Annotated in this window: 22 protein-coding genes; 8 read left to right on the top strand and 14 right to left on the bottom strand. The window is 67.1% G+C overall.

Going from position 1 to position 25,331, the window contains the following annotated elements; translation table 11 throughout:
• Positions 1-9 precede the first annotated feature (9 nt).
• Complete coding sequence (locus P0M04_RS23680) at positions 10-3,396, bottom strand: glycosyl hydrolase (protein WP_259449332.1); 3,387 nt, start codon at positions 3,394-3,396, stop codon at positions 10-12.
• A 280-nt stretch (positions 3,397-3,676) separates the two neighbouring features.
• On the opposite strand from P0M04_RS23680, the gene P0M04_RS23675 reads away from it, so the two are divergent.
• From P0M04_RS23675 to P0M04_RS23665, 3 genes are read left to right on the top strand one after another with little or no spacing between them, the layout of a single operon-like run.
• Positions 3,677-4,531 (top strand): fumarylacetoacetate hydrolase family protein, encoded by an 855-nt coding sequence (locus P0M04_RS23675; RefSeq protein ID WP_259449333.1) that lies wholly within the window; start codon positions 3,677-3,679, stop codon positions 4,529-4,531.
• Between the two features lie 4 nt (positions 4,532-4,535).
• On the top strand, positions 4,536-5,270 hold the full coding sequence (locus P0M04_RS23670; protein ID WP_259449334.1) for an SDR family oxidoreductase: 735 nt from the start codon (positions 4,536-4,538) through the stop codon (positions 5,268-5,270).
• The gene (locus P0M04_RS23665; protein ID WP_259449335.1) at positions 5,267-6,031 is read left to right on the top strand and encodes an SDR family NAD(P)-dependent oxidoreductase; all 765 of its coding nucleotides are present in this window, start codon (positions 5,267-5,269) and stop codon (positions 6,029-6,031) included. Before P0M04_RS23670 ends, P0M04_RS23665 begins: the two co-directional genes overlap by 4 nt.
• A gap of 8 nt (positions 6,032-6,039) precedes the next feature.
• Here P0M04_RS23665 and P0M04_RS23660 read toward each other — a convergent pair whose 3' ends face one another.
• The 3 genes from P0M04_RS23660 to P0M04_RS23650 all read right to left on the bottom strand — a co-directional run bounded on the left by P0M04_RS23660 (position 6,040) and on the right by P0M04_RS23650 (position 8,130).
• Positions 6,040-6,645 carry a TetR/AcrR family transcriptional regulator gene (locus P0M04_RS23660; RefSeq protein ID WP_259449336.1) on the bottom strand — a complete coding sequence of 202 codons (606 nt, stop codon included), beginning with the start codon at positions 6,643-6,645 and terminating at the stop codon, positions 6,040-6,042.
• Between the two features lie 133 nt (positions 6,646-6,778).
• Positions 6,779-7,183, bottom strand: a complete 405-nt coding sequence (locus tag P0M04_RS23655) for a C-glycoside deglycosidase beta subunit domain-containing protein (protein ID WP_259449337.1) — start codon at positions 7,181-7,183, stop codon at positions 6,779-6,781.
• 41 nt (positions 7,184-7,224) lie between these two features.
• Positions 7,225-8,130 (bottom strand): sugar phosphate isomerase/epimerase family protein, encoded by a 906-nt coding sequence (locus tag P0M04_RS23650; RefSeq protein ID WP_259449338.1) that lies wholly within the window; start codon positions 8,128-8,130, stop codon positions 7,225-7,227.
• Positions 8,131-8,313: 183 nt separating this feature from the next.
• On the opposite strand from P0M04_RS23650, the gene P0M04_RS23645 reads away from it, so the two are divergent.
• Complete coding sequence (locus P0M04_RS23645; RefSeq protein ID WP_259449339.1) at positions 8,314-10,515, top strand: TonB-dependent receptor; 2,202 nt, start codon at positions 8,314-8,316, stop codon at positions 10,513-10,515.
• A 40-nt stretch (positions 10,516-10,555) separates the two neighbouring features.
• On the opposite strand, the gene P0M04_RS23640 is transcribed toward P0M04_RS23645, so the two are convergent.
• The 4 genes from P0M04_RS23640 to P0M04_RS23625 are packed head-to-tail and all read right to left on the bottom strand — an operon-like array spanning position 10,556 to position 14,998.
• Complete coding sequence (locus P0M04_RS23640) at positions 10,556-12,250, bottom strand: GMC oxidoreductase (protein ID WP_259449340.1); 1,695 nt, start codon at positions 12,248-12,250, stop codon at positions 10,556-10,558.
• Between the two features lie 15 nt (positions 12,251-12,265).
• On the bottom strand, positions 12,266-12,817 hold the full coding sequence (locus P0M04_RS23635; protein WP_259449341.1) for a gluconate 2-dehydrogenase subunit 3 family protein: 552 nt from the start codon (positions 12,815-12,817) through the stop codon (positions 12,266-12,268).
• Entirely contained in the window at positions 12,814-13,872 is a 1,059-nt protein-coding gene (locus P0M04_RS23630) for a sugar phosphate isomerase/epimerase family protein (protein WP_259449342.1), read from the bottom strand. The genes P0M04_RS23635 and P0M04_RS23630 overlap by 4 nt, the downstream gene beginning before the upstream one ends.
• Positions 13,873-13,882: 10 nt before the next feature.
• Positions 13,883-14,998, bottom strand: a complete 1,116-nt coding sequence (locus tag P0M04_RS23625; protein WP_259449343.1) for a Gfo/Idh/MocA family protein — start codon at positions 14,996-14,998, stop codon at positions 13,883-13,885.
• A gap of 139 nt (positions 14,999-15,137) precedes the next feature.
• Here P0M04_RS23625 and P0M04_RS23620 point away from each other — a divergent pair, with 139 nt between their 5' ends.
• The 4 genes from P0M04_RS23620 (at position 15,138) to P0M04_RS23605 (ending at position 19,610) form a co-directional block, all read left to right on the top strand.
• Positions 15,138-16,340: a Gfo/Idh/MocA family protein gene (locus tag P0M04_RS23620; protein WP_259449344.1), complete on the top strand. Its 1,203-nt coding sequence runs from the start codon at positions 15,138-15,140 to the stop codon at positions 16,338-16,340.
• Between the two features lie 53 nt (positions 16,341-16,393).
• On the top strand, positions 16,394-17,389 hold the full coding sequence (locus tag P0M04_RS23615) for a 3-keto-disaccharide hydrolase (protein ID WP_259449345.1): 996 nt from the start codon (positions 16,394-16,396) through the stop codon (positions 17,387-17,389).
• 85 nt (positions 17,390-17,474) lie between these two features.
• On the top strand, positions 17,475-19,253 hold the full coding sequence (locus P0M04_RS23610; RefSeq protein WP_259449346.1) for an IlvD/Edd family dehydratase: 1,779 nt from the start codon (positions 17,475-17,477) through the stop codon (positions 19,251-19,253).
• 207 nt (positions 19,254-19,460) lie between these two features.
• Positions 19,461-19,610 (top strand): hypothetical protein, encoded by a 150-nt coding sequence (locus P0M04_RS23605; RefSeq protein ID WP_259449347.1) that lies wholly within the window; start codon positions 19,461-19,463, stop codon positions 19,608-19,610.
• A 122-nt stretch (positions 19,611-19,732) separates the two neighbouring features.
• On the opposite strand, the gene P0M04_RS23600 is transcribed toward P0M04_RS23605, so the two are convergent.
• From P0M04_RS23600 to P0M04_RS23575, 6 genes are read right to left on the bottom strand one after another with little or no spacing between them, the layout of a single operon-like run.
• A complete protein-coding gene (locus P0M04_RS23600) occupies positions 19,733-20,710 on the bottom strand; it encodes a fumarylacetoacetate hydrolase family protein (protein ID WP_259449348.1) in 978 nt (325 codons plus the stop codon).
• 10 nt (positions 20,711-20,720) lie between these two features.
• Positions 20,721-21,533 (bottom strand): cyclase family protein, encoded by an 813-nt coding sequence (locus P0M04_RS23595; protein WP_259449349.1) that lies wholly within the window; start codon positions 21,531-21,533, stop codon positions 20,721-20,723.
• A gap of 9 nt (positions 21,534-21,542) precedes the next feature.
• Complete coding sequence (locus tag P0M04_RS23590) at positions 21,543-22,673, bottom strand: FAD-dependent oxidoreductase (RefSeq protein WP_259449350.1); 1,131 nt, start codon at positions 22,671-22,673, stop codon at positions 21,543-21,545.
• 1 nt (position 22,674) lies between these two features.
• Positions 22,675-23,043, bottom strand: coding sequence for a Rieske (2Fe-2S) protein (locus P0M04_RS23585; protein WP_259449351.1), 369 nt, complete (start codon positions 23,041-23,043; stop codon positions 22,675-22,677).
• A complete protein-coding gene (locus P0M04_RS23580; RefSeq protein ID WP_259449352.1) occupies positions 23,024-23,968 on the bottom strand; it encodes a VOC family protein in 945 nt (314 codons plus the stop codon). Before P0M04_RS23580 ends, P0M04_RS23585 begins: the two co-directional genes overlap by 20 nt.
• A 26-nt stretch (positions 23,969-23,994) precedes the next feature.
• A complete protein-coding gene (locus tag P0M04_RS23575) occupies positions 23,995-25,155 on the bottom strand; it encodes an alpha/beta hydrolase family protein (protein ID WP_259449353.1) in 1,161 nt (386 codons plus the stop codon).
• Between the last annotated feature and the right edge of the window lie 176 nt (positions 25,156-25,331).

Below are 25,331 nucleotides of genomic sequence, written 5' to 3'. Positions count from 1 at the left end.
TACAAGCGGTTAGTGGCGGATGCCTTGGAGCGTCACCGGACCGATCAGGCCGGACGGGCGCAGCCTGGCGTCGGCCTTGTACGTCGGTTCGGACGTCCAGGTGACCTTGTCCTTCACGGCCGGATCGGCGTCGCGGATAAGGCGGTTGATCCACAGGTTCGCCACGCGCACCTCGAGGTCGTTGCGGCCCGGTTTCACGAACGGTCCGATCTCGACCCGGTACGGCGCATGCCACGCGTAGCCGGCGAGTTCGCCGTTGACGCGGACTTCGGCAACTTCGCGCACGTCGCCCAGGACCAGCGTCAGCGGCTGTCCCGCCGTCCAAGCGCGCGGCGCCTCGAACGTCTTCGCATAGGTCGCTATTCCGGAAAAATACTTCACGCCGGGATCGGTGGACTGGTCGAGCGCCGCCAGCGCCGGCATGACGATGCCCGAAGGCGCGCCCCGGCCTTCCTGGAAGCGCACGGTCCACGGCCCGTCCAGCGCCAGCAGCGACGCGCGGGCCGGCGCCTTCACCGTCACCGCGTCGGCGGCGGCCGGCTTGCGGAACACGACGTGCACGGATTCCTCCGCATCGAGCACGAGTGGCACGATCGTGACGCCGTCGACGATGCGATAGCTCGCGTCTTCGAACGTGCCGGTCTCGGCGTGCCAAAGCTCCGGCGCCTTGCCCGTGACGCGGAAGTGCGCCTCTATCGTCTCCTTGCGGTTGTTGCGGTTCACGAGGAAGTAGCTGTCGCCGTCGTCGAGCCTGCGGTGCACGAACGGGATGTCCGCCCCCTCCCCGCCGCCGGTGAAGCGAAAATCCGCGCTGATGCCGAGCGTCCTCAGTGCCTGGTCGATGTCGGACCCGGCGATCACGCGTCCCTTGCCGACCGCGGTCACTGCGGCGCCGGACCACAGCCGCGCGGCCAGCGCGTCGAAGGCGGATGCGTCGTCCGCCAGGCCCGGCGAGCCGGTGGGTTTCATCCCGATGACCGTCGCGCCGCCTTCCGCCAGCGCGGCGATGCGGCGCAAGGCGGCCAGCGACATGCGCGACGATGAGCCGCCGAGATACAGCACCTTGTAGCGCGCACCGGACGGCGCCACGAGGTCGCCGCCATCGTTGGCCAGGCGGCCGACGAGGGCATCGTAGTTCACGAAGTCGTAGGCGTTGGCGGTCGGAGCGTTGCGGACCGGCTCCGCGCCATACAGGCCGGTCAGCGGCGCTTCTTCACCGTAGAAATACGCGACGTCCGCGTAGTTGCGGCCCTGCTGCAGCATGAACGCGTTGCGCGACAGGTAATCGACCCACGGCTTCGCCAGCTCGGCCCAGCTCTCGTGACGGTTGAAGAATTGCCCGATGCCGCCCAGCGACAGGCCCGGCACCCTCGCGTCGCCGGGCACGTGCACGGACGTGTGGATGACCGGGCGGTTGACGCCGAGCGCGAACTCGAGGTCGGCGATCCGCTTCAGATCGGCCGGCCCGAACGCCCACGGCGCCATGTTGGCCGTCATCGATTCCGCCGCGACGATGTTCTGGCCGTAGACGTGGGCGACCGACGCGGCGCCCTTGATGTCGGCCAGGTAGCTGGCCTGCGGTCCGGCCGCGCGGTCGAACGTCCACATCGCCGCCATCGGGAAGTCCGCATGGCTGCGCATCGCCATGTCGTCGCCGAGGGTCGGACGATGGCTTTCCAGCGCCTCCCCGTAGACCTGCAGGCCATGCGCGTGCGCGACCCGCGCGACAGTGCCGTAGTACTCGCTCGAGATCAGGTCGGCGAGGGTGCGCCGGAAATCGTACAGGAATTTGTCGGAGGCGTCGCGGTCTCCGATGATGACGCCGCCGAGCGTGGGCAGCCACGGCGTCGGATCGTAGCCGCGCAGGCGCTTGAACTGGTCGATCAGCTTCGGCGTCCAGTTGGCGGCGCCCACTTCGATGGAGTCGGTCAGGATGGCGCGCACGCCCCGCTTGCCGAGCAGGTCGGCGCCCGTCGCATCGCGGTAATTCCCGAGGTAGTGTTCCAGGTAGCGGACGTTGGCGCCGGCGTCGAACTTGTCGGTTTCCAGTCCCGTCGCCTCCGGCGGCGCAGGGTGGTTCGTCGTGCCGAGCAGCGAATAGCCGATGCGGAGAATCTTCCAGGTGCCCGGCGGCGGCGTCCAGTGCAGGGTGCCGTCCGCACGCAGCCTGCCGGTCAGGTCCACGACCGCTTTCGGATCGGCCCCTGCGGCGCCGTCCGCGACTCGAGACAGCGCGTAATAGTCCGGCACGAGCGCGAAGCCGGCCTTGGCCTCGTACCGGTCGATGCGCGGCTCCGCCGACAGTTCGAGGATACCGACCGTGATCGGTTTGGCGAGTTGACGCCCGATCATCTTGCCGAACACATCCTCCATGGCCAGGCCCTTGTCCGGCCCAGCACCGCCGGGCCCGCCGTCGAGCGCGGGCTTGAGGACGATGCGGAAGTGGCGCGCCGTGACGGCCGGGAAGCCGATGGTCGTCGGCACGTCGGCCAGCGGCACCGGCCCGACAGCCTGCCACGTGTTGCCGTCCTGGCTCGCTTCGAACTGCGCCGCCAGCAGCGCGCCGAGCGGCGGAATCGCGGCGCCTGGCATGTGCAAGGTCAACGTGCGCACGGTGACCGGGACCGGATAGGCCAGCCTTAGCTCGGGCACCTTGCCGCTGATGACGGACGGCAGGCGCACGCCGGCGATCGCCGCCGTGCCCGCCCTCGTGTCGCCGGCGATGGCACGGCCTTCGCCGTCGGTCAAGACGGGCGTGGGCAGTCGCGCCGGGCGCGCCACCGGAACGGCGAGGACGGCGATGTCGCGATAGTAATCCGGCCCCGGGACGACGGCCGCCTGCATGATCAGGTCGGACAAATCGGGCTGCTTCGCGATGGACTGGAATGGCCCGGCGACCGCGGGCGGCCGCGCCAGCTTCACGCGCGCCGGCTTGCCGCCGACGACGAGCGTGTCGCTCCACACGACCTTTTTCAGCGCATCGTCCGGCTTGACCCAGGGGCCGCCCGTTTCGGACCAGCCGGGGGACGACGCGATGGCGAGTTCGAGCCCGTGCCGGTCGGCTTCGCCCGCGGCGAAGCGGAACGCCGCCTTCCATTCCGGCGTCATGTAGGCCAGGCGCTTCTCGACCATGACCGGCGTGGACAGGTCGATGTCGAAGTTCTGCAGTCCGCCGATGCCGACCTGCTTCATCCAGGCCATGTCCTTGGCGATGCCGTCTCGCGTGATGTTACCGTTCATCCAGTGCCACCAGACGCGCGGACGCGCCGCATTCGGTGGATCCTGGAAGCCGCTGGCCAGTTGCGCCGCCGGCGGTACCGGCGCCGCGGGCGCGGACGCCGCGATGCCGAGCGCGGCGCACAGTACGCCCGATCGAATCCTAAACTTGTGAATCACGTCTCCTCCGTGGGTACGCCTTGATGGCATTTAATCGTCGATTAAATATATCACGACAATCGGCGTCGAGAAAACAGGCTTGGGCAGACTTTCCCGCAAAATTTCTGGGCCCTCTTTTCCCATCGACGCCGCACGCACGGGCCGCCGCCGATATTTTGCTTTCATTTTCGGCTCATTCCATGCTAGAGTTTGCGATCTAATCGGCGATTAGCAAACGGAACGGGGCCGTATCCGCAGCGCGCGGCCGGGTCGTCCACATGACATTCTTTTGGAGATTGCAATGAAGCTCGTTCGGTATGGCGCGGTGGGACAAGAAAAACCTGGTCTGGTCGACCGGGACGGCAGGATCAGGGACCTGTCCGCGCACGTGCCCGACATCGGCGGCGAGTGGCTCGCGCCGGCGAGGCTCGCGACACTGGCCGCCATTCCGGTGGACTCGCTGCCGCCGGTCGACAATGTCGAACGCCTGGGCACGCCGTTCGCCGGCACGCGCCAGTTCGTCGCCATCGGCCTGAATTATTCCGACCATGCTGCCGAGACGGGACAGGCGACGCCCACCGAGCCGATCGTCTTCACCAAGGCGGTATCGTGCCTGCAAGGTCCGGACGACGACGTACGCAAGCCCCGTGATTCGACCAAGATGGATTGGGAAGTCGAGCTCGGCGTGGTGATCGGCCGGCGCGCCTCCTATGTGTCGGAAGAAGAGGCCCTGGATTACGTGGCCGGCTACGTCGTGTGCGACGACCTGTCCGAACGCGCCTTTCAGCTGGAGCGCCTGGGCAGCTGGGACAAGGGCAAGGGGTGTCCGACCTTCGGGCCGGTCGGTCCCTGGCTCGTCACGGCCGACGAGGTGGGCGATCCGCAGGACCTGCGCATGTGGCTCGACGTGAACGGCAAGCGCATGCAGGACGGGAACACGCGCACGATGATCTTTTCCTGTGCCTACCTCGTCAGCTACGTCAGCCAGTTCATGGAACTGCAGCCGGGGGACATCATCACGACCGGCACGCCGCCCGGTGTCGGCATGGGCCAGAAACCTCCAGTCTTCTTGAACGAAGGCGATGTGATCGAACTTGGCATCGACAAGCTCGGCACGCAAAAGCACACCGTGCGTGCCTGGAACCACGGGAAGTGACGCCATGACGGTCCGCCTGCATGATAAAACCTGCTTCGTCACCGGGGGCGCACAGGGTATCGGCCGCGCCATTGCCGAACGCTTCGCCCTCGAAGGCGCCACGGTCATCGCGGCCGACCTGCGCTTCGGCGCGGACGTGCCGGAGACCGCCGGCATCACGCTGCTGCAACTGGACGTCACGAACCCCGAGGCCGTCGCGTCCGCCGCCGCGGCCCATCCGGAGGTGTCGGTCCTCGTCAACTGCGTCGGCTACGTCGCGACTGGCAACCTGCTCGACTGCAGCCTCGCGGAATTCGACCGCAGCATGGATATCAACGTGCGCTCGATGGTGCTGACAACCCGTGCCTTCCTGCCCGGCATGCTGACACGCGGACGTGGTTCGATCATCAATATCGCGTCGGTCGTATCCACCGTCATGACGGCGCCGGACCGCTTCGCCTACGCGACCAGCAAGGCGGCCGTCATCGGCCTGACATCGTCGATCGCGCGCGACTTTGTCACACGCGGCATCCGCTGCAATGCGATCAGTCCGGGCACAGTGGACAGTCCGTCGCTGCACCAGCGCTTCGCCGCGACCGGGGATGTCGCCGCAGCGCGCTCCGCCTTCGTCGCACGCCAGCCGATGGGGCGCCTGGGCCAACCCGAGGAAATCGCCGCGACGGCGGTCCTGCTGGGGTCGGATGAAGCAACGTTCATGACCGGCAGCAATATTATCATCGATGGAGGAATGAGCTTATGAAGCGATCACTCGCGATCGTCACCGGCGGCAGCACGGGCATCGGCAAGCATCTGGTCGGCGCGCTGGCCCGCGCGGGCTATGCGGTGGCGTTCAGCTACCGCACCAGCCCCGACGCCGCGCGCGCCACCGCCGCTGCGCTGGAACAGGAAGGCTTGCCAGTGCTGGCCATGCAGTGCGACGTCGGCGTCAAGGCCGACGTCGAGCGCTTCGCCGCCGAGGCTGTCGTATGGGCCGGCATCGCGCCGCAATTACTGGTAAACAACGCCGGCATCCAGACCTGGTCACCCCTGCTCGACCTGCCCGAGGAGCGATGGGACGACGTGATCCGCACCAACCTGAAGGGTTGCTTCCTCAACACGCAGGTTATCGGCGGGATGATGGCCGCGGCAGGCCGTGGCGGCGCCATCGTCAACATCGGCTCCGGATGCAACAAGCTGGCGTTTCCGAACCTGGTCGACTACACGGCGTCGAAAGGCGGGATCGAACAGTTCACCAAGTCGGCCGCGGTGGAACTGGGGCAGTACGGGATTCGCGTAAATGGTGTGGCGCCCGGCGCGATCATCACCGACCGCACGGCGGAAGAGGCGCCCGACTATGCGGCGACCTGGGCGCCGATCACGCCGCTGGGGCGCGTCGGCACGCCCGAGGATGTCGCCGGCGCGGTGCTGTTCTTCGCCAGCGAAGCGGCGCGCTTCGTGACCGGCCAGACACTTTGGGTCGACGGCGGCGTGTTCTCGCGCGCGCCCTGGCCGTATTCCTGACCGCCGCGTTACGGCGCCAGGGCCGACACGACCAATCGGTCCACGACGGCTTCGGCGATGTCGACGGTCGGCACCGCGCCCGGCTCCGTAGGGTGGAGGACGCCCTTCTTGCGCATCGACGCGAAGCCGTAGATCGCCGACCAGAACGTGATGACGCGCACTTCGGCTTCCGCGTCGGGTATATCGGGCAGCGCAGCCTGGATGGGGCGCTTCAGGGCCTGGTGCCCCATCACCTGAAACTTCAGCAGCTCGGGATCGAGCACCGGCATCGTCAGCTCGCTCTCGTACATCAGGTCCACAAGACGGGGGTTCTCTTCCACGAACCGGATGAAGGCCATGCCCATGCGCTTGAGCTTGCGCGCGGCATTCTGGTTCGCGTCCGCGATCGCGGCCGTCGCCGTCATCAGCTCATGAAACCCTTCGATCGCAATCGCGAGCAGGAACGAACGCCGGTCCGGGAAGTGATGGTAAGGCGCCCCCGGGGAGACGCCGACCTGCTGGGCGAGCGTACGGATCGAGAGGCCAATGTGGCCGTTCATTTCGATGTACTCGCGCCCGGCGACCAGCAGGTCTCCACGCAGATTCTCCTTGTGATACGGTTTTGCCTTGCTCATGTCATTCAATCCACGTACTCGGTTCATCCGGTGCGACCGGAAACGACAAGGCGGCGCTGCCGTGGTCGGTAACGCCGCCTTCGATATCTTGCCACTATACCGAAAACCCGGCGTCAAGTGGCGGATGACTTGTTCAGGGGAGCACGATCGTGCCCAGCCGCTCGTCCCGGACGAAGCTGGGCTGGAACTCGGGCGGGAAGTACGGCGAGCGCACCCGCGCGCAAACCGCGATGCGGTGGATGCCTGGCGTCAGGCCGCCCGGCTTGCGTACGACGACCGTTCCCCATTCGAACAATTCCCAGCGTACGTCCGCCGCCTCGCGCAGTTCGGCCAGGTTGAACGTCTGGTCGCGCAGGCGGATCAGATTCTGTTCGTAGGGGAAAGTTTCGCCATCGACGGTCACGTCGACGCCGTCGAAGAGGGACATGCGCATGCCGCGGTAGTTCGGCAGGCGGATGCGCACCTCGAACCCCTCGCGCGCGCCCTCGGGGCCGACGTTGCGGAAGCCCGAGCTTTGAATGAACTTGTGTTCGACCATATGAATGCCTTTAAATGTCGTGTCTTGCAGGGTTGCCGGGATCAGGCCAGGCGGCCTTCGTCGAAATCCTTCTCGAGCTGGCGGATGATCACGTGCTGGCGGCGCACCTGGTCGATCGCCACCCACGGATCGCGCCGGCCTTCGTACTCGCTCGACAGGTAGCCGTCATAGCCTGCGCGCTTCAGCGCCGAGATCACCTTGGGCCACGGGATGTTCTCGTCTTCCAGGTTGTCATTGATCTTGTGGAACTTCGCCTGCACGAACACCACATACTTGGCGATGTCCAAAAACTCTTCCGGGTTGACCTTGATGCCGTCAAGGAACGCCAGCGCGGTCTTGCGCATTTCCGGGGTTTCCTGCGGCCAGAACGGCAGCGGACGGTCCTGGAAGATGCCGGTGTCGATCAGCAGGCCGAAATTCTTCGTGCCCGTGCGCTCGATGAACTCGATGTACGCGTCGACCACCGGATGCTTGATCGGGGTCGGCGAGTGGATTTCCGGGCAGATGACGATGCCGTACTTGTGCGCGAGGTCGAGCACGCGTTCCACCGCGGGCTCCCAGATCGGATCCGGCACCAGGTCCGACGTGACGACACCGAATTTCGGGCGCAGGAACTTGAACCCCAGCAGATGCGCCAGGTTCAGGTCGCGCTCCAGTTCCGCGGCCCCCTCCTCCACCGTCAGGTTGCGCGACAACCGCAGCTTGGTGTCGACCCACGAGCACATGTTGGTGGGTTCGAGCTTGTGCTTCTCCAGCAGCTGGAACCACTTGTCGACCCACTGCGTGGTCGGGCGCGGATAGCCCGTGACATGAGTCTCGCCCAGGATCTCGATGCCGGTCGCGCCGGTATCGGCCACGTGATCGAAGCCGTCCTCGACGTTCATGACACTGCCGAAGTCGTCGGTAAAGCTGTACAGCGACACGCCGTACTTGAATTTTCCTGCCATGTTTATCCCCTTGTTTTATACCTGCCGGGCCATTCTAATCGATGATTAGTTTGCCCGCAAGGACGTTGCTGCAACAGCTGAAAGCGATTACAGCTTGCGCCAACAGTGCAGGTTCCATAAGATGAAGCATCTGATCGTTGATCAGATAGAAAGCCATTCGTGCAACCATAACAAGGAGACTTCATGAACCCCAATCACCCGGGCCGGCGCACCGTGCTCGCGGGCTGCGCGCTGATGCTGCCCGCGGCCGCCTTCGCCCAGAACGCCACGCAGGCCGGCATCCAGGAAGTGATCGTGACGGCGAACCGCGTCGAGACGTCGGCGCAGAAGACGTCGGTCGCGCTGACGATCTATACCGGCGACCAGCTGGCCGACAAGGGCGTCGCGTCCGTGAACGCGCTGGCGCTGATCGACCCCAGCGTCAACGTGACGACGTCGACCGGCGCGGCGTGGGTCGCGATCCGCGGCGTGGCCTCGACCGACACGACGCAGATCGGCGACCCGTCGGTGCCGATTGCGCGCGACGGCTTCTATACGAACCGGTCGTACACGATCCAGAGCTCGATGTACGACCTGGCGCGCGTCGAAGTGCTCAAGGGCCCGCAGGGCACGCTGAACGGCCGCAACTCGACCGGTGGCCTGGTGAGCATCATCACCAACCGCCCGGAGTTCAAGTCGAATGCGGGACAGGTCAATGCCGAGGTGGGCAACTACAACGCGTTCATTGTCGACGGCGCCTATAACATCGCGCTGTCGGATACGGCGGCGCTTCGCTTCTCCGGCATGCACCGCAAGCACCGCGGCTACCGCGAGGTCACGGGCATCGACGAGCGCGGCGACGACGAGGACATCAATTCCGGCCGGGTGCAGGTCGCGTTCAAGCCGACACCGGCGCTGAACCTGTGGCTCTCCTACCAGCACGACGACATCGACGACGTCGGCGACGTGGCCCTGAATACCTCGGCCATCGGCGACCGTCCGGCATCGTTCGGCGACGCCCGCTCCTTCCCGGGCCAGGCGTCCACGTACACCCGCCTGAAGGACGACCGGGTGCGCTGGGAGGCCCGGCTGGACAGCCTGCCCGGCGGCCTGTCGCTGGTGTACGCCGGCGGCCGGGACGAGGTCGACTACCACCACGCGCTGGACGCCACCGGCACCCTCTATCCGGCCACCGGCCAGTTCCTCGTCAACGAGCATCCCGTGACCTGGAACCATGAGGTGCGCGTCTCGAATTCCATCAAGAGCCGCCTGTTCTTCCAGGGCGGCCTGTTCTACTACAGCGAGGACAACGGGATTCAGAACGGCCTGCTCAACCTCGAGATGACGGGGCCGTTCGCGCCGGGCGGACCGCTCGCGGCGCTGGGCACCGCCGGCCGCTACGGCGTCTATTTCGACCACAATATCAAGACCACGTCGAAGGCCGTGTTCGGCCAGGCCGCGTATGCGCTGGCGGACGCGCTGAAGCTCAGCGTCGGCCTGCGCAAGACCTGGGACACAAAGGACCGCACGGGCCTCAACCGGACCGACGTGCAGGCCGTCGGCAGCCCGTTCGCCCCGGCCACGATCCTGACGTCGTCGGCACAGGGCCGGTACAGCGAGGCGGAGCCGACGTATCACATCGGCCTCGACTACACGCCGACGCCGACCACGCTGCTCTACGCCAAGCACGACCGCGGCTACAAGTCGGGCGGCTTCAATTCCAACGGCACGGGCCCGTCGGTTCCCTACGCGCCGGAAAAGCTCAGCGCCTACGAGATCGGGACGAAGAACCGCTTCATGGCAAACCGCCTGCAGTTCAACGCGGCCGCCTTCTCGTTCGACTACCGCGGCTACCAGGCGTCGCAGTTCTCGTCGGCCCTCGGCGGCGGCGCAGGCATCTTCAACGTCGGCAATGCGAAGATCCACGGCGCGGAAGCGCAGCTCCTGACCCTGTTCGGCGACGGCGGCCGCATCGACGTCAACGGCACTTGGCTGCGCACGAAATTCGGCAACGGCATCGTCGTCAACGACGGCGGCGGGTCGCCGCACGACATCAGCGGCAAGCGCCTGCCGAACGCGCCGACCCTGTCCGTGTCGGCCGGCCTGGAATATGGCTGGGATGTGAGCGGCGGCCGCATCACGCCGCGCCTGGATGTGAAATACACGTCGGACTACTACTTCTCCGCCTTCAACAACCCGGACGAGATCAGCAAGGCATACGTGACAGGCAACGCCACCCTGACGTATGAACCCAATGCCGGCCATTGGCAGATCCAGGCGTTCATACGCAATCTCGCGGACAAGGTCGTGCTGGCGAACGGCGTCCAGAATTACCTGTCGGGCGTGAACTCCTACCAGTTCCAGCCGCCGCGCACGTTCGGCCTGCGCGGCACCTACCGCTTCTGATCCGGCACGCGGGAGCATCGTTCGCGATGCTCCCTCCTTCCTACAGCATACCTGCCTTCAGCTGCGCCACCGCATGGTCGCAGGCCCGCGCGGTCAGCGCCATGTAGGTCAACGACGGGTTCTGGCAGGCCGATGAACTCATCTGCGCACCGTCCGTCACGAACAGGTTCGGGACGTCGTGCGCCTGGCTCCAGCGGTTCAGCACCGACGTCGCCGGATCGTCGCCCATGCGCGCGCCGCCCATCTCGTGGATCGCGGTGCCGGCCCTCCCGGGCTGCGCGAAGCCGGCCACGACGATGCCGCCCGACGCCGTCAGCATCTCCTTCGCATCGACGTGCGCCTGGGCGATGGCCGCATGCTCCTCTTTCCCGAACGCGAATTCGATGCCCAGCTGGGGGGTGCCATACTTGTCGGTCCGCGTCTTGTCGAGATACAGGCGGTTCGACGCGCGCGGCAAGCAGTCGGCATACGCGATCAGAACGCATTCCCACGGCCCGACCTGGCGCAGCGACTGCTTGAAACCGGCACCGATGCCGCCCATGCCCCTGCCTCTCGTCCATGCGGCCTGCAGGGCGCCGCCCTGGAACGAATAGCCGCGCGTATGGCCGGTCCCGTCGGGATCGTCGAGATTGCGGTAGCGCGCGATGACGATGCCGGTCGGCCGGTTGCCGAACGTCGTGTGCTGCTCGAACCCTGGCATCATCGCGACGGCGGCGAGCGCGTTCGGGTGATCCATGATGTGGGTGCCGAGCACGCCGCTGGAATTCGCCAGGCCGTGCGGCATCGCATCCGATGCGGAATTCAACAGCAGGTGGACCGAATTGAAGGCACCGGCGTTCAGGAAGACGAGCCGCGCCGACGCGCGCCGGCGCGTCCCGGTCGCCGTATCGATCCAGCGCACGCCCGTCGCCCGCTTGGTCGCCGGGTCGTAGTCGACCGCGTCGACCTGCGCATCGGTGACCAGGGTCAGCCGCCCGGTCTTGCGCGCCGCCGGCAGGGTGCTGGATTGCGTGGAAAAATACGCGCCGTAGCTGCAGCCGCGCGCGCAGATCGACCGGTTCTGGCAGGCGGCGCGGCCCTCGTCGTCCTTCGATTGCGTCAGGTTGGCCGTCCGTCCGATCGTGAGGCAGCGTTCCGGCCAGCGCGCGCGGATGCGCTCGCGCAGGGCGCGCTCGACGGCGTTCAGCTGCATCGCCGGCTGGAAGCGACCATCCGGCAGCTGGGGCAGGCCTTCCGCCGCGCCGGACACGCCGATGAACTCCTCCACCTTGTCGTACCATGGCGCCAGGTCGCGGTAGCGGATCGGCCAGTCGGTGCCATGGCCGTCGCGCCGGTTGGCGTCGAAGTCGTAGTCCGACCAGCGATAGGCCTGGCGTCCCCACGTCAGCGAGCGTCCGCCGAGCTGGTAGCCGCGCAGCCAGGCGAACTCCGTGCCCTCGTCCGTCGTGTAGGGGTGCTCGCGGTCGTTGACGAAGTGATGCTGCGTGTACTCGTTGAAGAGGCGCGCCTGCATCTGCGTCGGGTAGTCCGCGCGATACCGGCGCATGTCGCCGAGCCCGCGCAGCGGCATTTCCCAGGGCGCCTTCATCTCCGTCTTGTAATCCTCCCGGTGGCGGATCTCGCGCCCCCGTTCGATCAGCAGGACCTTCAGGCCCGCCTCCGTCAATTCCTTGGCCGCCCAGCCGCCGGTGATGCCCGACCCGACGACGATCGCATCGAATTCCTTGTCTCCCATTCTTGCCCTCTCATGTCAACCAAAGTCGATCGCGTTCCAGTCGCTCGACCAGCCGATCTCTCCCGGTTTCAGCGGCAGGTCGGGGTCGAAACGCCCGGGCGTGAACGCATATCGTAGTTCGTGCGTCGCACCGGCCTGCGATGTGTAATAGCCGGTCAGGATCAGCCCCTTGATTGCGTGCCAGGGAGACGGCGGCGCAGACCCGTGCCGCGCCGGATACGCCTCGGCATCCAGCGCCGCCAGCGTAGCCGCGCGCACGCGTGACGGCTTGCCGAGCCAGGCGCCGCCGGCACGCCGGTCGAGCTCGTCCTGCAGCCACTCGGCGTCGCCCGGCGCTCCGTGCCCGTAGGCGAGCGCGAGGAGCACGAAGTCGCCGACGCCGGCGTCACCCGCGCCCGGCGTGCCGGTGCGGGGAATGACGAGCTGGCAAACCTCGCGCATCATGGCGCGCCCGCGCGCCGGCGGACGGGCCGTGCCGGCTGCCAGCGCCGGAGCACCGGTCAGCGTGGCCAGCAGGGCCAGGGCGCGGCCGAAGTCGCGCCGACTCCAATGGCGTTCCGCGCTCATGCCTTGATGCCCATGACTCTGGCGTTCAGCGCGCGGTCGGCACCTGCGGCCGCGAAGTCGTCGAACACGCGTTCCGTCACGCGGATGATGTGCTTCCCGATGAACGGCGCGCCTTCCGCGGCGCCCTGCTCCGGGTGCTTGAGCGCGCATTCCCATTCCAGCACGGCCCAGCCGGGGAAGTCGTATTCGGCCATCTTCGAGAAGATCGCCGCGAAATCGACATCGCCGTCGCCCAGCGAGCGGAAGCGGCCGGGACGGTCGACCCACGACTGGTAGCCCCCGTACACGCCGGACCGGCCCGACGGCCGGTACTCGGCATCCTTCACGTGGAAGCACTTGATGCGCTCGTGGTAGATGTCGATGAACGCGAGGTAGTCCAGCTGCTGCAGCACGAAGTGGCTCGGGTCGTACAGGATGTTGGCGCGCGCGTGGTTGCCCATGCGGTCGAGGAAGCGTTCGAACGTCACGCCGTCGTGCAGGTCCTCGCCCGGGTGGATCTCGTAGGCGACGTCGACGCCGTGCTCGTCGAACACGTCGAGGATCGGCTTCCAACGCCGCGCCAGCTCGTCGAACGCATCCTCGATCAGGCCGGCCGGACGCGCGGGCCACGGGTAGGCATAGGGCCAGGCGAGCGCGCCGGAAAAGCTGGCGTGGGCCGTCAGGCCGAGCCGGCGGCTCGCCCGGGCGGCAAGCTTCATCTGGTCCACTGCCCAGGCCTGGCGCGCGTCCCGATTGCCCCTCACGGCCGGCGGCGCGAAGCCGTCGAACTGTTCGTCATAGGCCGGATGGACGGCCACGAGCTGCCCCTGCAGGTGGGTGGACAGCTCGGTGATGGACAAGCCCTTGTCCGCGAGGCGGCCCTTGACGTCGTCGCAGTAGGCCTGGCTTTCCGCGGCCGTCCTGAGGTCGAACAGGCGGCCGTCCCACGTGGGCAGCTGCAGGCCCTTGTAGCCGAGGCCCGCGGCCCAGTCGGCGATGGTGTCGAGATTGTTGTACGGGGTGGCGTCGCCGGCGAATTGCGCGAGGAAGATGCCCGGGCCCTTGATCGTTTTCATGCTTGTCTCCTCAGATGTCGAGTTTCACCCAGCCGGATCCGTTCCGGCTGGCGGCGACGGCGGTGGCGATGAATGCCATGCCGCGCACGCCGGTGTCGATGCCGGGCAGCAGCGGCGCGGCCTCGCCGCGCAGGATCGCGGCGAAGTCGCGGTACAGGTTGGCGAATGCTTCCAGATAGCCTTCCGGATGGCCCGGCGGCGTGCGCGTGCGCGCCCGCGCGTCCGGACCGAGGCCGGCGCCGCTTGCGTGGACGATCTCCGTGCGGCCGTCGATGGTGTCGATGGCGAGGGTGTTCGGCCGCTCCTGGCGCCAGCGCAGTCCCCCCTTGTCGCCGTACACGCGGATGCGCAGGCCGTTCAGTTCGCCGACCTCGATCTGGCTCGCGAGCAGCACGCCACGCGCGCCGTTATCGAAGCGCAGCAGGACCGAACAGTCGTCGTCGAGCACCCGGCCGGCGCCGACCACGCCCAGGTCCGCGAACAGTTCGGTGACCTTCAGGCCGGTGATGAATTCCGCCAGCTGGAAGGCATGCGTGCCGATGTCGCCAATGCAGCCGCCCTCCCCACTGCGCGCGGGATCGACGCGCCACTCGGCCTGCTTGCCGCTGGCTGCGCCCGCGAGCCAGCCCTGCGGATACTCGACCACGACCTTGCGCACCTTGCCGAGCGCGCCGGCCACCACGCGCGCACGCGCCTCGCGCACGAGTGGATAACCGGAATAGGTGTGCGTCAGCCCGTACGGCAGTCCGGATGCGCGCACCAGGCGCGCCAGTTCCAGCGCCTCCTCGTACGTCGCGGTGGCGGGCTTGTCGCTCATGACGGGGAGCCCCGCAGCCAGCGCGGCGCGCGCGGCCGGCAGGTGATGGTGGTTCGGCGTGACGATGGCGACGAAGTCGATGCCATCCTCACGCGCCCGCTCCCCGTCCAGCATCGCCGCGACGTCGGTATACGCCCGCGCCGGATCGATGCGGTAATCCATGCCGGCCCGCCGGCTACGCTGCGGGTCGCTGGAAAACGCGCCCGCCACCAATTCGATCTCGCGGTCAAGTTCCGCCGCGATCCGGTGCACCGGACCGATGAACGAGCCCGGCCCGCCGCCAATCATTCCCATCCGCAAACGTCGCATGTCCCCTCCCTTTATCTAACCACTGATTAGTTAACGGATGCTAGAACACGTCCCCGGCGATGTCAATCGATCCGTTGCTTGACAAGAAATCCGGTCCAATCTAATCTGTGATTAGTTTAAATCACCCGAGAGGAAACGCATGTCGTTCGAACCTGTCAGAGTCGGCGTCATCGGTGTCGGCGACATCAGCGGCGTCTACCTGAACGCCATCAGCCGTTCGCCGGCACTCGCATTGCGCGCGGTCGCGGCGCGCAGCATGCAGCGCGCCGCGACCGCCGGTCGGCGCCACGGCGTCCCGGGCGTGACCGTGGACGCCCTGCTGGCCGACGACGGCATCGAAGTGGTCGTCAACCTGACGCCGTCCGACCAACATGAAACCCTGAACCGCCGGATCGTCGCCGCAGGCAAGCACCTGTATTCGGAAAAGCCGTTTGCGCTGTCGTCCCGGGTCGCGACGGAACTGGTGCAAGACGCCGGACGCAGGAACGTACGCATCGGCAGCGCGCCGGACACGTTCTTTGGCGGCGCACACCAGGCCGCGCGTGCGCTGGTCGACCAGGGTGCCATCGGCACGCCCGTATTCGGGCACGCCTTCGTAGGCCTGCCGGGGCTGGAACATTTCCACCCCAATCCGGCCCAGTTCTACCGTCCCGGCGGGGAACCACCATACGACATCGGCCCCTATTTCATCACGCAGTGGATCAACCTGCTCGGCCCCGTCCGCCAGGTATTCGCCTCAGCCGGCGCGGGTGCCGCGCAACGCACGATCCGACGCGGTCCGCTCCACGGCACGTCGTTTCCGGTGGACGTCCCGACGACCTTCAACGCCGTGCTCGAGTTCGACGCCGCCTCCGTGGCACTGACGCTCTCGCTCGACGTCGCGGCCCCGACACTGCGGCCAGGCGAGTTGTACGGCTCGGGCGGCACGCTCGCCTTGGCCGATCCCATCTTCTTCAGCGGCGAACCCGCCCTGTTCCAGCCCGACCAGGGACGTACAGTGTGTGCCATCGCGGACCGGCCATTCTCCACACCCAACCGACTCAACCACATGGGCCGGCCGGTCGCGGACTACCGCGGCGTCGGCCTCGTCGACCTCGCCATCGCGCTGCGCCACGGGAGCGCCCACCGCACGGCGCCCGACCTGATCGTCCACGCCGTCGAAGTCATGGAAGCCCTGGTGACGTCGGGGCGCGAGAAACGGGCCGTGCCGCTACATACATCATGCGCCCGTCCGGCGCCGCTCGACCGCGAACGCGACGCCCTGCTCATCGACATGACGCCCTCTCCGTTCGACCCCGACGCCCTGGCGGACAAGGGCGGACACGCATTGCAGGAACATTGAGCGGCAATTCGCCGCCGCCATCCACACCCACCACACCACAACAGGAGACATGCATGAAAAGTCGTATGACGCTGCTGGCGTTCGCCCTGGTCGCTACCTTGCCGGGCCTCGCCGGCGCCGGCGGACAGATGCCGGACGGCTCGACGCCGGAACAGAAAGCGATCGTCGCCGGCGATCCGCCATTCCATGCCGCGAAGCTGACGCTGGAAAACGTGCCCACCCGTTCGACGACCCCGCGGGCGCTGTTCAACGGCCGCAATCTGCAGGGCTGGGACAGCTGGCTGGGCTACAAGAACTATGCAGACACCTATAACCCGGCGGCGAAGGACAAGCCGATCGGCCTGAACCATGACACGACGCACGTGTTCGGCGTCGTGACCGAGGATGGTGCGCCGGCGCTGTTCTCGAGCGGGAAGATCTGGGGCGCGCTGATCACAAAGGAAAGCTTCAAGAACTATCACCTGCAACTGCAGTTCAAATGGGGCAAGAACAACTGGGTGCCGAACCGTCCCCGCAACAACGGCATCCTCTACCATGCGCACGGCCGCTATGGCGCCTTCTTCGGCACGTGGATGCAGTCGGTCGAATTCGAGATCATGCCGCACTCGACCGGGATGCTGCTGGCCGTCGGCGACGCGAACGGCGGGCGCTCCTTCACCGACGTCAACTGGAACGTCAACGCCGATATCGACGTCGGCCGCGACGATGCGATCCCCTATCCCTACCGTCGCTTCATGCCAGGCGGAAAACGCGTATCGATCCAGGTGCCGGCGTTTAACGTCGAGGCGGCGTCCGATGCGGAAAAGCCGCTCGGCGAGTGGAACACGCTGGATCTCTACGTCTACGGCGACGAGTCCGTCCATGTGGTGAACGGCGTGCCGGTGATGGTCGCGCACAATCTCAGGACGACCGACGGACCGGGCAAGCCGGTGCGCCCACTGACTGAAGGCCGCATCCAACTGCAGTCGGAAGGCGCCGAAACCTACTTCCGCAACATCACGATCGAACCGATCGACCACCTCCCGCAAGTCCGCGCGCAGCAGGACTGAGCGTGCCCCGTGCCGGACCTGGCGCAGCGTCCGGCACGGGTTGTTCGCTATCTTCGCATCCATCCACTCTGCCAGGACACGCAAGATGACCAGCACACACACCCGCCGATTCCGCTCCCAGAACTGGTTCGACAACGAGGAGCGCATCGACATGACCGCGCTGTACCTCGAACGATTCATGAACTACGGGATCACGCCGGAAGAGCTTCGCTCCGGCAAGCCGATCATCGGCATCGCCCAGAGCGGCAGCGATATCTCGCCATGCAACCGGATCCACCTGGAGCTGGCGCAGCGCGTGCGCGCCGGCATCCGCGACGCCGGCGGCATCCCGCTGGAATTCCCGCTGCATCCGATCTTCGAAAATTGCCGCCGTCCCACCGCCGCGATCGACCGCAACTTGGCCTACCTGGGCCTGGTCGAGATCCTGCACGGCTACCCGATCGACGCCGTCGTGCTCACGACGGGATGCGACAAGACAACGCCGGCGCAGCTGATGGCCGCCGCCACCGTCGACATTCCGGCCATCGTCCTCTCCGCCGGCCCGATGCTGGACGGCTGGCTCGACGGCGAGCTGGTCGGCTCCGGTGCAGCGATCTGGAAAGCGCGCAAGCAGCTGGCCTCGGGCACGATCGACAACGAGAAATTCCTGCAGATCGCGGCCGCATCGGCGCCGTCGGCCGGCCATTGCAATACGATGGGCACGGCGTCGACGATGAATGCCCTGGCGGAAGCGCTGGGCATGTCGCTGACCGGCTGCGCGGCGATTCCGGCGCCCTACCGCGAACGGGGCCAGATGGCGTACGAGACAGGCCGGCGCATCGTCGGCATGGCGCACGAGGACCTGCGGCCGTCACGGATCCTCACGCGCGACGCCTTTCTCGATGCGATCGTCGTCAATGCCGCGATCGGCGGCTCGACGAACGCGCAGCCGCACATCATGGCGATGGCGCGCCATGCCGGCGTCGAGATTTCCCCCGACGACTGGATGCGCCACGGCCACGACGTGCCGCTGCTGTTGAACATGCAGCCTTCGGGCGAATACCTGGGCGAACGCTTCCATCGCGCCGGCGGCGTGCCGGCCGTGATGTGGGAGCTGGAACACGTCGGCAAGCTGCACAGCGACCGCCCGACCGTCACCGGCCGCAGCATGCGCGCCAACCTGCAAGGCCGCGCGACCTGCGACTGCAACGTCATCCGCCCCTATGACAGGCCGCTGCGCGAGGCGGCCGGTTTCCTGGTCCTGAAGGGCAACCTGTTCGACTTCGCGATCATGAAGACGAGCGTGATCTCGGACCAGTTCCGCCAGCGCTACCTGCAGCGCCCGGGCCGGGAAAACGTGTTCGAATGCCGAGCGATCGTGTTCGACGGCTCCGACGACTATCACGCGCGCATCAACGATCCGGCGCTGGACATCGACGAGGATTGCATGCTCGTGATCCGCGGCGCGGGCCCCGTCGGCTGGCCCGGCTCGGCCGAAGTCGTCAACATGCAGCCGCCCGACGCGCTGCTGCGGCGCGGCATCCAGAACCTGCCCACGCTGGGCGACGGGCGGCAGTCGGGGACGTCGGACAGTCCGTCGATCCTGAATGCCTCGCCGGAAAGCGCGGTCGGTGGCGGACTCGCCTGGCTGCGCACCGGCGACATCATCCGCGTGGACCTGAACGAAGGCACGTGCGACGCCCTTGTCGGCGCCGACGTGATCGCGGCGCGCAAGGCGGAAGGCTTCCCGGCCGTCCCGCCGAGCCAGACGCCGTGGCAGGAGCTGTACCGGGCCACGGTCGGCCAGCTCGAGACCGGTGCATGCATGGAACTCGCGCTGCCGTACCGCGGCGTCGCGGCCAGGATGCCGCGGCACAACCACTGACAGAGAGGAAGCGGGCGGCCCGGGTCTGCCGCTTGTTTCCTGTCGACGATAACGGGCTTCCTGAACAGGATCTATCGACGGATTGATGCGTGCGGCCGCAGGTCGCAGTCATCGACGCCACCGATACCTAGTATTTACAAAATCCATAGCGGATCCGCCCGGACCGTGTACATAATCGATCCAACAAGAATTACGTTGGAGACCAATATGATCATACTCAAAGGACTTGTCGCCGCCGGCGTCGTCTCCGGACTCATGGTCTTGATGAGCGGCTCAGGATCGTCGAGCGGCACCGGCGCCGCTCCCCACTATCCGGACGCGAGCCTGCCGACCCTGTTTGAACCCATGCGGCATTAGACTTTCACGGTCGTGCCCCCTTGGGTCGTTAGGCGGGTTACCGAAGTAACACGAACACAGCGCAAAAAAAAGCCGGTGCGGACGCGCAAGCGCCATGCACCGGTGAAGGGACACGGTCGAACTCAGTCGCGCACGACGCGCTGTTCGATGACGCCGAACGGCGCATCGCCATCGGCACCGCGCGCACACATGCGCACCCGGTCGCCGAATCGCATGAAGCCCGTCCTGGGTTCGCCATGGTCGATGATCTCGACGACGCGGCGCTCGGCAATGCAAGCCGAGCCCACGGCGCGGTCCGCATTCGACACGGTGCCTGAACCGACGATGGTGCCCGCGCCCAGCTTGCGCGTGCGCGCCGCGTGCGCGACCAAGTCCCCGAAGCCGAAATTCATCTCGCGCCCATTCGGATGACCGAACGCGGTGCCGTTCCACTCGACCTGCAAGTCCAGGTGCACGCGGCCGTCGCGCCACGCGTCGCCCAGCTCGTCCGGCGTGACGGCGACGGGCGCGAAGCTCGTCGACGGTTTCGCCTGCAGGAAGCCGAAGCCGCTTTTCATCTCACGCGGGCCCAGGGCGCGCAGGCTCCAGTCGTTCAGTTGCACGACCAGGCGCACGGCCGCCAGCGCCTGCGCCGGCGTCGCGCCCATGGGCACCCGGTCGACGACGACGCCGAACTCGCCCTCGAAGTCGATGCCCAGCGCTTCGTCCGGCAGCGGCACGTCCTCGCGCGGACCGAGGAAATCGTCGGACGCGCCCTGGTACATCACGGGAATCGTCTCGAAGTCGGGGATCGGCGGCGTGTTGAACGCGCGCTCCATCAGGCGGCCGTGATTGAGGAATGCCGACGCGTCGCACCACTGGAAGGTGCGCGGGAGCGGCGCCATGCACTGCGCCGGGTCGAAGTCGAACGCGCCGGCCGCGCGGCCGTCGTTCAGCGCGTCGGCCAGCGCCTGCAGGCGCGGCGCGACATCGGCCCAGCGTTCGAGCGCGGTCAGCAGGTTCGGCGCGACGGCCGTCGCATCCACGGCGTGGCGCAGGTCGCGCGACACGACGAGCAGTCGACCATCGGGCGAACCGTCGCGGTAGGTGGCAAATTTCATCCCACCCTCCTTACTTGCGCGGCAACGCGAGCAGCGCGTCGTCGACGATGGCCACGGCACGCGTCCAGCCCGCGGAGCCCCCTCGCACCTTGTGCGGAAAGCACGACACATAGAAACCGCGACCCGGCAGGGCTTCGAGGTTGTGCAGCTTCTCCAGGTGACAGTAGCCGATGTCGCGCCCGGCCTTGTGGCCTTCCCAGATCAGCGACACGTCGCCCGTCTCGGCGATCTTCTTGGCCGTGTACGAGAACGGCGCATCCCAGCTCCACGCGTCCGTGCCGGTCAGGCGCACGCCACGCTCCAGCAAATACATCGTCGCCTCGTAGCCCATGCCGCAGCCGGCCGACACGAAGTCGTTGTGGCCGTAGCGGCTGCCTGCACGCGTGTTGACCATGACGATGTCCAACGGCTGCAGGTCGTGGCCGATGCGCTTCAGCTCCGCTTCCACGTCGGCGGCCGTGGCCACGTAGCCATCCGGGAAGTGGCGGAAATCCAGCTTCACGCCGGGCTGGAAGCACCATTCCAGCGGCACCTCGTCGATGGTGATCGATTTCTTCTTCTCGCCCGTCTTCGCGTCCATCGTCGAGTGGAAGTGGTAAGGGGCGTCCAGGTGCGTGCCGCTGTGGGTCGTCATCGTGACCCACTCGGCCGCCGCAGCTTCGCCGTCCGGGTAGTCCGCCGGCGTGGTGCCGGGGATCATGGCCATGAATTCGTGCAGCGTGTCCTGGTGCTTCTGGTACGTGATCTTCGGCGCCAGCGGCGGCGGATCGGACAGGGGTTCGTTCTCGAGATAGATCGACAGGTCGATGAATTGGCGGGTCATGGTGTCTCCTCAGATGGGTGCTGCGAGCGCCGCCAGCGTCGCGCGCATGATGCGGGCATGTTCTTCCTTGTCACCGCCGGCGATTTCGATCTCGCCCAGGCGGCTCGAGTTCTGCACGACCATGCGGCAACGCTCCCAGCGCCGCGCCAGGTAACGGTCCAGCGCCTGGTCGACGCTGCCGGCGCGCGCGAGTTCGTCGGCCAGCACGAGCGCGTCCTCGATGCCGATGCAGGCGCCGGAAGCCATGTGCGGCGTCGTCGCGTGCACGGTGTCGCCGATCAGGACGACGCGGCCCTTGTACCAGGGGCTCGGCATCAGCAGGCTTTCCAGCGGGCGGTAGATGATCTGCGAGTCCTCGTTCAGCGCCTCGCGCACGCGCTGCAGGCGCGGGTCGGGGAATGGTGCGAGCAGCGCTTTCACGCGCGCCAGGAACTCGGCCGGGTCGATGTAGTCGTTCGTCGCGCGGTCTTCCGTCACGAACAGATACATCTCGTCCTTCGACACCGGATTCAGGCCCGGCTTGATCTTCGGGCCCAGCCACATCATGGTGCCGTTGATGTCGGCGGGACGCGGCAGCACGGCGCGCCACACGCCCTGGCCGGTGTACTGCGGCTTCGGCGCGTCCGGGAACACCGCTTCGCGCACCTTCGAATACAGGCCGTCGGCCCCGATCACGAGGTCGTAGCGGGATGTAGTGCCGTCGGTGAACGTGACGTCGACGCCGCCCGCGTCCTGCTCGATCCGCGTGAACGTGGTGCCCAACCGCACATTGGCACCCGACGCGCGCGTGGCATCCGCCAGGATGCGCGCCAGCACGGGGCGCATGACGGCGCCGTTGCCGGGAACGTCGGGACCGGCCAGGCGCGGCGTCGGCAGTTCCGCGACCTTCTGGCCGGTCGGGATGTGGATTTCGACGCCGTCGGACGCGGCGCCCTCGGCCAGGAAGGCATCGATGACGCCCAGTTGCACGAGCGCGCGCATGGTCGCGCCGCCCAGGCTGATGCCGGCGCCGTACGAGCGCCAGCCCGGGTCGATCTCGACCACGTCGACGTCGATGTCCTGCTTGCGCAGCTGGATCGCGGCGGCCATCCCGGAAAAGCCGCCGCCGATGATCAGAACCTTCTTGACTGGCACTGCCATGTCATGTCTCCTCTTCGCCTTCCAGGCGAATGTTGATGTTTCCCGCCGCCGTGACGGTCAGTTCGACGGGTTGCAGCCGCTGGCCCAGGCAGGGCCCCAGCGTGCAGACACCCGTCTCGATGTCGAATTGTGCACCGTGCGCCGCGCACACGATGCGGTCGCGCGCGGCGTTCAGGTACGCGTCCTTGCGCCAGGCCATCGGCGTGCCGCCGTGATGCGGACAGGCGTCGCGCCAGCCATGGATCGTAGCACCCCGGCGCACCAGCAGCACCGTGTCCTGGCCGGTCCGGCCGGGATCGAAGCCGCGCGATGCGCCGTCCGCGAGATCGTCGAGCCGGCACAGGAACACGTCAGTGCCTTTCGCCGGCACCCGCGGCACCCGGCGGCGGACCGCCCGGCGCCCATTTATCACGTTGCTGGAACAGGAACAGTTGCGACGCGTCGGCGCTCATCGGGATCGCACGCGCGGTCCACGCCTCGTCGTGCAGGTCCATGTCGGCGTCGTACTCGACGTGGCAGCCGAGCGGGCTGTTGAAGTACCAGAACCAGTTCGAGCCCATCTTGTGCCGGCCCGGGCCCCAGAACGACTGGTAACCCTTGTTCACGAAGCGCGTGCCGGCCTGCAGGACTTCCGTCGGGCCGCCCATGTGGAACGTGAAGTGCTCGCAACCCTTCATGAACGGCGGCGTCTGGATCATGAACAGCGTGTGGTGGTCATCCGTGCCGGCCGGCTTCAGGAACGGGCCGGCGCCCAGCAGGCGGTCGGTGCAGCGGAAGCCCAGCCGCTCGACATAGAAGGCTTCCGCCCTGGCGGCATCGGGCACGAAGTACACGACGTGCGACAGGGTGCGGGGCAGCGCCGGCGCGTTCTCGTCGACGGCCGTGTGGTTCACGGGACGGTTCGGGGCGCCCGGCGCGTTCACCGCCTCGGCCGGCAGGCCGATCGGGCGCCGCACGGTCACCTGGAAACCGAGCACGAAGCCCATGTCGTCCACCGCCTCGATGCTCCCGTCGGCCAGCGCGCGCACGTCGCGGTCGCGTGCCAGCTCGGCGGCGATGGCGTCCAGCGACTGCTGGTCGGCCACGCCGTAGATCGTCTTGCGCAGCATGCTGGCGGTGCCGAGCGGCGCGGGCAATGCCGCGTCGTCCTTGTGCGCCAGGACGATCGCGGTGCCGTCGAGCGCCTCGAAGCGCCCGTTGCCGACGTGCGTCAGGCCGTAGTCGGTCAGGTACAGTGCGCAGGCTTCGACGTCGTCGACGCCGAAGACCAGCGCGTCGGGTCCAATGATATTCATGTGTGTCTCTCTGTCGTATCCAAGGTTCAGAGGGCGGTGCGGCCGCCCAGGTTTTCGGCCACCCAGTCGGCGATGTAGGCGCCGGCGTTGGCCGAGTTGTCGAAGCTGGAGTGCTGCACGCCGCCTTCCCGCTCCGTGAACACCTTCAGCTCGCGCTTCGGGCTGTTCACCAGTTGTTCGTAGGTGCGCTCGGCCCACTGCAGCGGGATCTGCGAATCCTTCTGGCCGTGCGTGACGAGGAACGGCACCTTGATGCGGTCCAGGATGCCGTCCAGGTGGACGTTTTCCGCGATGCGCATGAAGTCGTCCATGTCCTTGGCGCCCCACACCCAGCGCACGTGTTCCCAGTAGTGCGGCACGGGGAAGCTGCCTTCCTTCGCGAGCCGTTTCTTCTGCACGTCGCACCAGTCGTGGTTCGCGCCCCACACGACGCCCAGCGCGAAGCGCGGCTCGAACGCCACGGCGCGCGGGCAGTAGTAGCCGCCCAGCGAGACGCCTTCCAGGCCGATGCGCCGGGAGTCTACGTCGGCCCGCGTCTCCAGCCAGTCCACCACCTTGCTGGCCCAGCGCTCGCTGTCGTAGACGGCGTGCATGCCGTGCAGGCGCAGCGCCTCGCCGGTGCCCGGCTGGTCGATGACGAGCGAGGAGACGCCGCGCTTCGCCAGCCAGGCCGGCAGGCCGACGCGGTATTTCATCTCCTTGGTCGAGTCGAGGCCATTGACCTGGACGAGGATCGGCGCGGGACCGTCGACGTTTTCCGCGCGGACCAGCAGGCCGGAGATGACGCCGTCGCCGTACGGGATCTCGACGCGCTCGCAGTTCTCGCCGGACAGCTTCACGCCGCGCGCGAACAGGTCGAGAAACCGGCGATAAAGCTCGACGCGCCCCGGGGCGCCATGGGCCTGCAGGCGTTCGGCCGTCAGCAGGTAGATCGCGGCACGGCTGTACTTGTCGCCGGCGGAGATCAGGCGGCCGCGCGCCTCGTCCTCTTCCGCCAGGACGCACAGCTTGTCGGCCATGTTGGACCAGGTCTCGCGGAACGCCTTCGTCCCGGCGGCGTCGGGCTGCTTCGCCGCTTCCTGCAGCGGGGCGCACATCGCTTCGATCTCGCCGATGCGGGCGCCCATCTCGATCGCCAGGTCGACGGAGAGGTTCCAGACGTAATTGGTTGGGAAATACTTGAACATGTTGAATGCTTGGTTGATTGATCGGGGCCGGCCATCCGTGCCGTTTCTGATGCGGCGATGGTTACTGTACGGACCCGGGGATGGATGAGTAAAATGGATTTTTCCCATACGAGCTATCCATGGCATGAATACGATTTCGCGACGGATAAACGGGAAAAGCGGCGGGGCGGCAATCG

Source organism: Telluria mixta (assembly GCF_029223865.1).
GTDB lineage: Bacteria > Pseudomonadota > Gammaproteobacteria > Burkholderiales > Burkholderiaceae_D > Telluria > Telluria mixta.
This window is presented reverse-complemented; position numbering and strand designations above follow the sequence as displayed.

Coding starts and splice junctions, on each gene's coding strand:
- P0M04_RS23675 (WP_259449333.1), top strand. CDS start 3,677: ATGAAGCTCGTTCGGTATGGCGCGGTGGGACAAGAAAAACCTGGTCTG.
- P0M04_RS23670 (WP_259449334.1), top strand. CDS start 4,536: ATGACGGTCCGCCTGCATGATAAAACCTGCTTCGTCACCGGGGGCGCA.
- P0M04_RS23665 (WP_259449335.1), top strand. CDS start 5,267: ATGAAGCGATCACTCGCGATCGTCACCGGCGGCAGCACGGGCATCGGC.
- P0M04_RS23660 (WP_259449336.1), bottom strand. CDS start 6,645: ATGAGCAAGGCAAAACCGTATCACAAGGAGAATCTGCGTGGAGACCTG.
- P0M04_RS23655 (WP_259449337.1), bottom strand. CDS start 7,183: ATGGTCGAACACAAGTTCATTCAAAGCTCGGGCTTCCGCAACGTCGGC.
- P0M04_RS23650 (WP_259449338.1), bottom strand. CDS start 8,130: ATGGCAGGAAAATTCAAGTACGGCGTGTCGCTGTACAGCTTTACCGAC.
- P0M04_RS23645 (WP_259449339.1), top strand. CDS start 8,314: ATGAACCCCAATCACCCGGGCCGGCGCACCGTGCTCGCGGGCTGCGCG.
- P0M04_RS23640 (WP_259449340.1), bottom strand. CDS start 12,250: ATGGGAGACAAGGAATTCGATGCGATCGTCGTCGGGTCGGGCATCACC.
- P0M04_RS23635 (WP_259449341.1), bottom strand. CDS start 12,817: ATGAGCGCGGAACGCCATTGGAGTCGGCGCGACTTCGGCCGCGCCCTG.
- P0M04_RS23630 (WP_259449342.1), bottom strand. CDS start 13,872: ATGAAAACGATCAAGGGCCCGGGCATCTTCCTCGCGCAATTCGCCGGC.
- P0M04_RS23625 (WP_259449343.1), bottom strand. CDS start 14,998: ATGCGACGTTTGCGGATGGGAATGATTGGCGGCGGGCCGGGCTCGTTC.
- P0M04_RS23620 (WP_259449344.1), top strand. CDS start 15,138: ATGTCGTTCGAACCTGTCAGAGTCGGCGTCATCGGTGTCGGCGACATC.
- P0M04_RS23615 (WP_259449345.1), top strand. CDS start 16,394: ATGAAAAGTCGTATGACGCTGCTGGCGTTCGCCCTGGTCGCTACCTTG.
- P0M04_RS23610 (WP_259449346.1), top strand. CDS start 17,475: ATGACCAGCACACACACCCGCCGATTCCGCTCCCAGAACTGGTTCGAC.
- P0M04_RS23605 (WP_259449347.1), top strand. CDS start 19,461: ATGATCATACTCAAAGGACTTGTCGCCGCCGGCGTCGTCTCCGGACTC.
- P0M04_RS23600 (WP_259449348.1), bottom strand. CDS start 20,710: ATGAAATTTGCCACCTACCGCGACGGTTCGCCCGATGGTCGACTGCTC.
- P0M04_RS23595 (WP_259449349.1), bottom strand. CDS start 21,533: ATGACCCGCCAATTCATCGACCTGTCGATCTATCTCGAGAACGAACCC.
- P0M04_RS23590 (WP_259449350.1), bottom strand. CDS start 22,673: ATGGCAGTGCCAGTCAAGAAGGTTCTGATCATCGGCGGCGGCTTTTCC.
- P0M04_RS23580 (WP_259449352.1), bottom strand. CDS start 23,968: ATGAATATCATTGGACCCGACGCGCTGGTCTTCGGCGTCGACGACGTC.
- P0M04_RS23575 (WP_259449353.1), bottom strand. CDS start 25,155: ATGTTCAAGTATTTCCCAACCAATTACGTCTGGAACCTCTCCGTCGAC.